This is a genomic window from Cupriavidus sp. FW305-26 (assembly GCF_058787975.1).
In genome coordinates this window covers 1-6976 of the sequence record NZ_JBYTAH010000136.1, presented here as the reverse complement: position 1 = coordinate 6976, position 6976 = coordinate 1, and the positions used below count along the sequence as shown (strand labels likewise).

At 68.9% G+C, this 6976-nt stretch carries 7 protein-coding genes; 3 read left to right on the top strand and 4 right to left on the bottom strand.

What is annotated here, in order from left to right; translation table 11 throughout:
- Window positions 1-65: 65 nt before the first annotated feature.
- Window positions 66-800: a VIT1/CCC1 transporter family protein gene (locus tag AC3WQZ_RS35170; RefSeq protein ID WP_037024178.1), complete on the bottom strand. Its 735-nt coding sequence runs from the start codon at window positions 798-800 to the stop codon at window positions 66-68.
- A gap of 23 nt (window positions 801-823) precedes the next feature.
- Complete coding sequence (locus AC3WQZ_RS35165; RefSeq protein ID WP_081645122.1) at window positions 824-1726, bottom strand: LysR family transcriptional regulator; 903 nt, start codon at window positions 1724-1726, stop codon at window positions 824-826.
- 98 nt (window positions 1727-1824) lie between these two features.
- On the opposite strand from AC3WQZ_RS35165, the gene AC3WQZ_RS35160 reads away from it, so the two are divergent.
- The 3 genes from AC3WQZ_RS35160 (at window position 1825) to AC3WQZ_RS35150 (ending at window position 4638) form a co-directional block, all read left to right on the top strand.
- Window positions 1825-2466, top strand: coding sequence for a glutathione S-transferase family protein (locus AC3WQZ_RS35160; RefSeq protein ID WP_010811654.1), 642 nt, complete (start codon window positions 1825-1827; stop codon window positions 2464-2466).
- 54 nt (window positions 2467-2520) lie between these two features.
- Window positions 2521-3495: a pyridoxamine 5'-phosphate oxidase family protein gene (locus AC3WQZ_RS35155; protein ID WP_439672520.1), complete on the top strand. Its 975-nt coding sequence runs from the start codon at window positions 2521-2523 to the stop codon at window positions 3493-3495.
- Window positions 3496-3630: 135 nt separating this feature from the next.
- Window positions 3631-4638, top strand: a complete 1008-nt coding sequence (locus tag AC3WQZ_RS35150) for a Bug family tripartite tricarboxylate transporter substrate binding protein (RefSeq protein ID WP_010811652.1) — start codon at window positions 3631-3633, stop codon at window positions 4636-4638.
- A gap of 36 nt (window positions 4639-4674) precedes the next feature.
- On the opposite strand, the gene AC3WQZ_RS35145 is transcribed toward AC3WQZ_RS35150, so the two are convergent.
- Both AC3WQZ_RS35145 and AC3WQZ_RS35140 read right to left on the bottom strand, forming a co-directional pair.
- Complete coding sequence (locus AC3WQZ_RS35145; RefSeq protein WP_010811651.1) at window positions 4675-5115, bottom strand: hypothetical protein; 441 nt, start codon at window positions 5113-5115, stop codon at window positions 4675-4677.
- A 113-nt stretch (window positions 5116-5228) separates the two neighbouring features.
- Entirely contained in the window at window positions 5229-6824 is a 1596-nt protein-coding gene (locus AC3WQZ_RS35140) for an exonuclease domain-containing protein (protein ID WP_010811650.1), read from the bottom strand.
- Window positions 6825-6976 lie beyond the last annotated feature (152 nt).

The following is a 6976-nucleotide window of genomic DNA, read 5'->3' as shown; positions in this document are numbered from 1 at the left end:
GCGGGTGGGTGGGCTGCGCCGGAGGTGGCGTTGCGGCGCGCATGTGCCGCTTGCCTCGGCGCGGGTCAGAGCGATCCGAACACGGTGCCCAGTCCGTAGGTGAAGGCTGCCGCCATGCCCCCGATCAGCACCTGCCGCAGCGCCGAGAACCATCCCGGGCGGCCATTGAACGACGAGGTGCCCCAGCCAACCAGGCCAAGGCCGGCCAGGCACGCGACGATGCTGCCGAACTGCGCCGATGGCCCTGCGGTCACGAGGAACGGCAGCAACGGCACCAGCGCACCGCTGCTGTACAGCACGAAGGAAATTACCGCCGCCTGCACCGGGTTGCCGCCGCGCTCCTGCGGGTTGATGCCCAGCACTTCGCGCGCAAAGGTGTCCAGGGCCGCGCGCGGGTTGCGCATGATCTCGTCGGCGGCACGCTCGGCATCGGCCGGCAGCACGCCCTTGCCCACAATCACCGTGACCAGCCGCTGTCGGGCCCGGGTGGCATCATGCGCGAGCTCGTGCGCCATGTCGCGCAGGCGCTTGTTGTTCATCTCGCGACTGTTGGTCACCGACAGCCATTCGCCCAGCGCCATCGAGCAAGCGCCCGCCGCCAGGCCCGCCAGCCCGGCCAGGATGACGGCCTCGCGCGAGGCCGCCGCGCCCTCCAGGCCCATCACCAGGCAGAAGCTGGACACCAGCCCGTCGTTGACGCCCAGCACGGCTGCGCGCAAGGCGTTGCCGCTCGGTCGATGGAGCAGGCGCCGTACGCGGGTGCCGAAGCCGGTTGGAGTGGGGGCGCTCGACAGGGGCATGGTCCTTTTGCGATGGAGCGTTGTCAGTTGAAGCGCGGGCCCAGGTCATCCCGCATCCATTCGATAAAGGCGCGCGTGCGTGCCGGCAACAGTCGCGCATGGGGATAGATCAGCGATAGCGGCCATGCCGGCTGCTCGAAATCCTGCAGCACGATGCGCAGTTTGCGTGCTTCGACCAGTTGCGCGACCTGGTAGGACAGGAAGTGGCCGAAGCCCGCGCCTTCGGCACAGGCAGCCACGGCGGGCGCGGTCTGGTTGAATTCCAGGTTGCCGCTGACCTGCACGTGGAACTCCCGGCCGTCCTCCTGGAAGGTCCACCAGTGCGCGTGGTTGCCGGTGAAGCGCACGCAGTTGGCGCTGGCCAGTTCCTCGGGATGGCGTGGCACGCCGTGCTTGCGCAGGTAGGCCGGCGTGGCCACCACCACGCGGCGGATGCTGCCGACGGTCTGCGCCACCAGCGTGGAATCAGCCAGCGGGCCGATGCGCACCCCCACGTCCAGGTCTTCTTCAAGCAGGTTCACCACGCGGTCGGTGAATTCCATGCGGCAGCGCACGCGCGGATAGCGCTGCACGAAACGCGTGACCGCCGGCGCCACATACATCTGGCCGAACAGCACCGAGGCGGTCAGCGTGAGCTGGCCGCTGGGTTCGACATGGCTGGCGGTCAGGCCGGCCTCGACCTCGTCGATGGTGGCCAGGATGCGCCGGCAGCTGTCCAGGTAGCTGCGCCCCTCGCCGGTCAGCGACAGCCGCCGCGTGGTGCGGTTGAGCAGCCGGACCTGCAACTCGGATTCCAGCGCCGCCAGCGTGCGCACCACCGCCGGCAACGAGGTATGCAGCGTCGTGGCGGCTGCCGTCAGGCTGCCCTCGTCGACGATCCGCACAAAGGTCTGCATCGCGCGTAGCTTGTCCATGGCGCCACACATTACTCCATTCTTTGGAGTAGTCAAATATCAATTGCCCTATTTATTGCAACGACTTCGGCGCCCAGAATCCGGCTATCCCAACCGTTGAGGAGAGTGCCATGCAAGAAACCAATCGCCCCGCCAAGCCGCTGGTGCTGTACCGCTCGCCGGTGTCCGGCCACGCCCATCGCGCAGAACTGTTCCTGGGGCTGCTGGGCTTGCCCTGCCGGCTGGTGGACGTCGACCTGCGCGGCGGCGAGCAGCGCAGCGAGGCCTTCCTACGCCTGAACCCGTTCGGCCAGGTGCCGGTGCTGGATGACGACGGCGTGGTCGTCGGCGATTCCAACGCCATCCTGGTCTACCTGGCCACGCGCTATGACGACGGCCGCTGGCTGCCGCGCGATCCGGTGGGCGCGGCGCGCGTGCAGCGCTGGCTGTCGGTGGCCGCCGGCGACATTGCCTTCGGGCCGGCGGCGGCGCGCCTGGGCGTGCTGTTCGGCAGGCCGGTGGCGATGGACGATGCCATCGCCCGCGCGCAGCGGCTGTTCACGCTGATGGAAATCCTGCTCGCCGGGCAGCCGTTCCTGGCGGCCGACCATGCCACCATTGCTGACGTTGCCGCCTACAGCTATATCGCCCGCGCCGAGGAAGGCAACGTGCCGCTGGCGCCGTACCCCGCGCTGAACGACTGGCTGCGCCGCATCGAAGCCTTGCCCGGCTTCGTGCCGATGCTGGTGTCGAAGGTCGGCCTGGCGGCGTAGCGCCTGCCGGACCCGCGTATCGCCAATCGATCCGACAAGGAAAAGGAGCTAGTCATGGATCTGCCCACATGGCCGCACGCCGGCCTGCCATTCCACGCCGGCGAACTGGCCGCCCAGGAGCGCGCCGGCAAGCGCGAACGCATGGCCGCGTCCGGCCCGCGGGTAATCCGTGGCGAGATGCCGGAGCAGCACCGCACGTTCTTTGCGCAGCTGCCGTTCCTGCTGGTTGGCGCCGTCGATGCCGACGGGCAGCCCTGGGCCACGATGCTGGCCGGGACGCCGGGGTTTGCGCATACGCCTGACGCCACCCACCTGCGTATCGACGCCGTGCCGCTGCCCGGCGACCCGGCGGCCCTGGCGCTGGCGCAGGGCGCGCGCATCGGCCTGCTCGGGATCGAGCTGCCTACGCGCCGGCGCAACCGCATGAACGGGGTCATCGTGGCGCGCGACGAGGGCGGGATGACAGTCGAGGTCGAGCAGAGCTTTGGCAACTGCCCGCGCTATATCCAGTTGCGCGACGTGAGCCTGGCCGAGCCGGCGCCCGCGCCGCCCGCCTGGCACGGCGACGCGCTGGATGAGCAGGCGGTGGCCTGGCTGCGCGGCGCCGATACCCTGTTCATCGCCACCAGCCACACCGCATCTCCGCAGGACGAGGGCGAGCACACCGGAGGCGCCGATGTCTCGCACCGCGGCGGCAAGCCTGGCTTTATCCGCGTCGACGAGGCCGGCACGCTGACGTTCCCGGACTTCAACGGCAACAACTTCTTCAATACGGTCGGCAACCTGCTGGCCAATCCGCAAGCCGGGATCGTGGTGCCGGATTTTGCCGATGGCTCGCTGCTGCATGTGGGCGGGCGCGCCGAGGTGATCTGGGAGGGCGATGAACTGGCGTCATACGCCGGCGCCGAACGGCTGGTGCGGCTGCATGTCGAGCGCGTGGTGCGGCGTGCGGCGGTATTGCCGCTGCGCTTCGGTTTTCGCGAATACTCGCCGGTGTTGGCGGACACGGGCGCGTGGCCGGTGCGTTGAGTCCGGTAGTCCGGGAGATTGTCATAAAAATGACATCAGAAAGTCACAAAAGAGTCACAATGGCGGCTGGCGACTGTTCGTAGCACCCGGAACCAGGGCGCTGGCGGGCAGCCCTGTATCAAGGAGAAATCAACCGTGGACAAGACGAAGAACAAGCCGCAAGCCCGCCGGGACATCCTGAGACACGCACTGCTGGCCCTGGCCGCCGCGCCGCTGGCACTGGCGGCGGGGACCGCGCAAGCGGCCTGGCCGGAAAAGCCGATCCGGCTGGTGGTGGCATTCCCGCCCGGCGGCCCGGTCGACACGCACGCGCGCCTGCTGGCCGAAAAGCTGCAGCCGATCCTGGGCCAGACCATCGTGATCGACTACAAGGCCGGCGCCGCCGGCAATATCGGCTCGGACAACGTCGCCAAGTCCGCGCCCGACGGCTACACGCTGCTGCTGGCCAACACTGGGCAGATGGCCATCAACAACTCGCTCTATCCCAAGCTGCCCTACAGCATGCCGAAGGACTTCGCGCCGGTGGCACGCACGGCGCTGATCCCGCTGGTGATGGTGGTCAACAACAACGTGCCGGCGCGCGACCTGAAGGCGTTCATCAGCTATGCCAAGGCCAACCCGGGCAAGCTGAACTTTGCCTCGGGCGGCAATGGCGGCATCTCGCACCTGATGCCGGAAATGTTCAAGCAGGCTTCGGGCACGTTCATCGTCCATATCCCGTACAAGGGCAGCTCGCCGGCGCTGACCGACGTGATGGGCGGCCAGGCGCAGATGATGGCCGACTCGATCCCGCTGTTCACGCAGTACATCAAGGCAGGCAAGGTGCGTGCGCTGGCGGTGACGTCGCCGCAGCGCTCTCCCGCGCTGCCGGATGTGCCGACGATGCAGGAGGCCGGGCTGAAGGGCTTCGAGGTGGTTGGCTTCTATGGCATGCTGGCGCCGGCGGGCACGCCCAGGGAGGTGGTCTCACGCCTGTCCGGTGCCTTGCGCACGGTGCTGGCCGACCCCGACACCAAGGCGAAGCTCGAGCAGCAGGGTGCCGAGCCCGCATGGCAGTCGCCGGAGGCATTTGCCGCCACGATCACGGCGGAGCAGAAGCGCTGGGGGCAGGCAGTGAAGGCGTCGGGCGCAAGTATCGACTGAGCCGGGCGGGCACCCGCGGGTGCCGTGGCTCATGGCTCAGCTGCGGCCCCGATATTTCAGGCTTGCGCAGTGGCCGACGAGCGCGGTGATGCAGCAGGCATCGCCGCGCCATTCGCCGCCGATGACGATGCCGTCCTGGCCGGTCACCAGCTTGCGCTGGCATTGGCCCGGTACCGGCGTGCGCTCCATGCCGGCATCGCGCGGGCCGCTGCCCGGGGGGCGCGCGGGCGCAATCGAATCGTTCCAGACATAGGCCGTGCCGGAGGGCAGGACCTGCACCGATTGCGGCGGACCCCACTGGCGCTTCGCCTCATCGACGGGGACGTTTTTCCAGGAATCGAAGACGTCCTGCATGGCGCTGGCCTCCAGGCCGGCGCAGGCACCGGTGATGGCAGCCGCCCACAAGACGGCCAGGCTTGCACGCACGCTGACGGCGCCGCGGGCCGTTTCGGCCGGAAGGATTGGGTTGGCTGGCATGTAGGCTCCGCATCGGCGCAGCCGGCTGCAAGGGCCGGCCTGTGCAGGCTAGCGGAGCCGCGTGCCTCGCTGCAAGCGTGCTCTGCGCGATGACGCACAGAGCGTGGCCGGCTTCAGTCGGAGACCAGGCCCAGGGGTTGCTGTGCGGCAGCCGGTGGCGCCTTGCGGGCAGTCTGTCCGGCCGGGATGCGTGCCGGGCGTGGCGCCCGGGCGGGGGCCTCGGGGGCGGTCAGCGTGAACGGCCTGTGCACGGACAGCGGCACCGCCTGCGGCATCCATTGCGCCAGCCGCGGCGCGAGGATCTGGTATGTATCGAGGTCGAAATGCGCTGGTGCTGCCGCCAACGCCTGCGCTTCTTCCAGCGTGGCTGCGCAGCCCAGGTAGCACCAGTCGTCGGCGACATGCCACCAGGTGCGTCCGTCGTGCTGCTCGCGCCAGGCAGCCGGGCCATCGAAGGGCCAGGGCATCAGCGCGATCGGCGCCAGCGCGGCGGCCAGCCGGGCGCGGTGCGCGCCCGACGGCTCGGCGCCGACGCAGGCACCGGCGCAGCGATGGACCTGGCGCGCAAAGCAGGGGCTGCCACGGCGGGTGGTTTTCTCCAGCGACAGCGTGGCCAGGCACAGGCCGTGTTCCTGCGCCAGCGCGCGCAAGCGAGCCTCGGCCGCGCCGCGGCTGCCGAACACGCCGAACAGGTCGCGATGCCGGCAGAAATCCGTATCTCGATCCGAGCGCAGGCGTGGCACCGGCAGCTGCTGCGGCAGTTCCCAGGCATAGAGCCGGGCATTGCGGCGCAGCAGCTGGTTGTGCACCGGCTGCATCGCCTTGACCAGCCGGGCTTCGAGCAGCAGCGCGCCGGTCTCGCCGCCGGTCTCGCGCCATTCCACACGGCGTACCAGCCGGGCCAGCCGCATATCCTTGCCGTACCGGTAGTCGCCGGAGAAGTGGGCGCCGATCCGTTGCCGCAGGTGCACGCTCTTGCCGATATAGAGTGGCACGTCCTGGTCGCCATAGAAGATATAGACACCGGGCGCCGCCGGCACGTCTTCCAGCGCGGTTTCGTCCAGGCCGGCCGGCAGGCTGGCCCGCCGCACCAGCGTGCGCACGGCCGATTCCACCAGGTCGACCGAATACGTGGCATGGATCTTCTGCCAGAACTGCCACAGCAGCTCGGCATCGGCCAGCGCGCGGTGGCGGCCCTTGGGCGTCAGGCCGAAGCGCGCGATCAGCGCATCCAGGCCGTGGCGTTCCACGGAGGGGAACAGCGAGCGCGACAGCCTTACCGTGCACAGCACGTCGGCCCGGAAGGTCACGCCGGCACGTCGGAAGGCGTTCTTCAGGAAGCCATAGTCGAAGCGCGCGTTGTGCGCCACGAACAAGCGGCCTTGCAGGCGTTCGGCAAGCGATTCCGCCAGTGACTCGAAGCTCGGCTGGCCGCGCACCATCTCTTCGGTAATGCCAGTCATGCGCTGGATGAACGGCGGGATCGACATGCCGGGGTCGAGCAGGGTGTCCCATTCAATGATGCCGTCCGGGCCGACTTCGACCACGCCGATCTCGGTAATGCGGTCGCGCTGGGCGTCCGCGCCGGTGGTCTCCAGGTCGACAAAGGCAATAGGGCGCGACAGCGCCGCGGCGAGAGCTTGGGCGTCGAGCAGGCGCGCCCCGTCCGCTGGCAGGCGCGACGGCAGGTAGGTAGGCATGTCAGGCATTTGCCGATTCTAAGGCGGCGCTGATGGTGGCACGAAGAAGTTTTCAAAAACCCCTTGCCAACCCCGCTGCGGTCACTTAATATTCGCCCCCTCGCAACACAACGCAGCGCTGCAAAGCAGACGCAGCAAGGGTTGCGGGGTCGACCGGGATG

What these genes read in the sequence shown, in the direction of transcription:
- AC3WQZ_RS35170 (WP_037024178.1), bottom strand. Translation starts at nt 800, where the DNA reads ATGCCCCTGTCGAGCGCCCCCACTCCAACCGGCTTCGGCACCCGCGTA.
- AC3WQZ_RS35165 (WP_081645122.1), bottom strand. Translation starts at nt 1,726, where the DNA reads ATGTGTGGCGCCATGGACAAGCTACGCGCGATGCAGACCTTTGTGCGG.
- AC3WQZ_RS35160 (WP_010811654.1), top strand. Translation starts at nt 1,825, where the DNA reads ATGCAAGAAACCAATCGCCCCGCCAAGCCGCTGGTGCTGTACCGCTCG.
- AC3WQZ_RS35155 (WP_439672520.1), top strand. Translation starts at nt 2,521, where the DNA reads ATGGATCTGCCCACATGGCCGCACGCCGGCCTGCCATTCCACGCCGGC.
- AC3WQZ_RS35145 (WP_010811651.1), bottom strand. Translation starts at nt 5,115, where the DNA reads ATGCCAGCCAACCCAATCCTTCCGGCCGAAACGGCCCGCGGCGCCGTC.
- AC3WQZ_RS35140 (WP_010811650.1), bottom strand. Translation starts at nt 6,824, where the DNA reads ATGCCTGACATGCCTACCTACCTGCCGTCGCGCCTGCCAGCGGACGGG.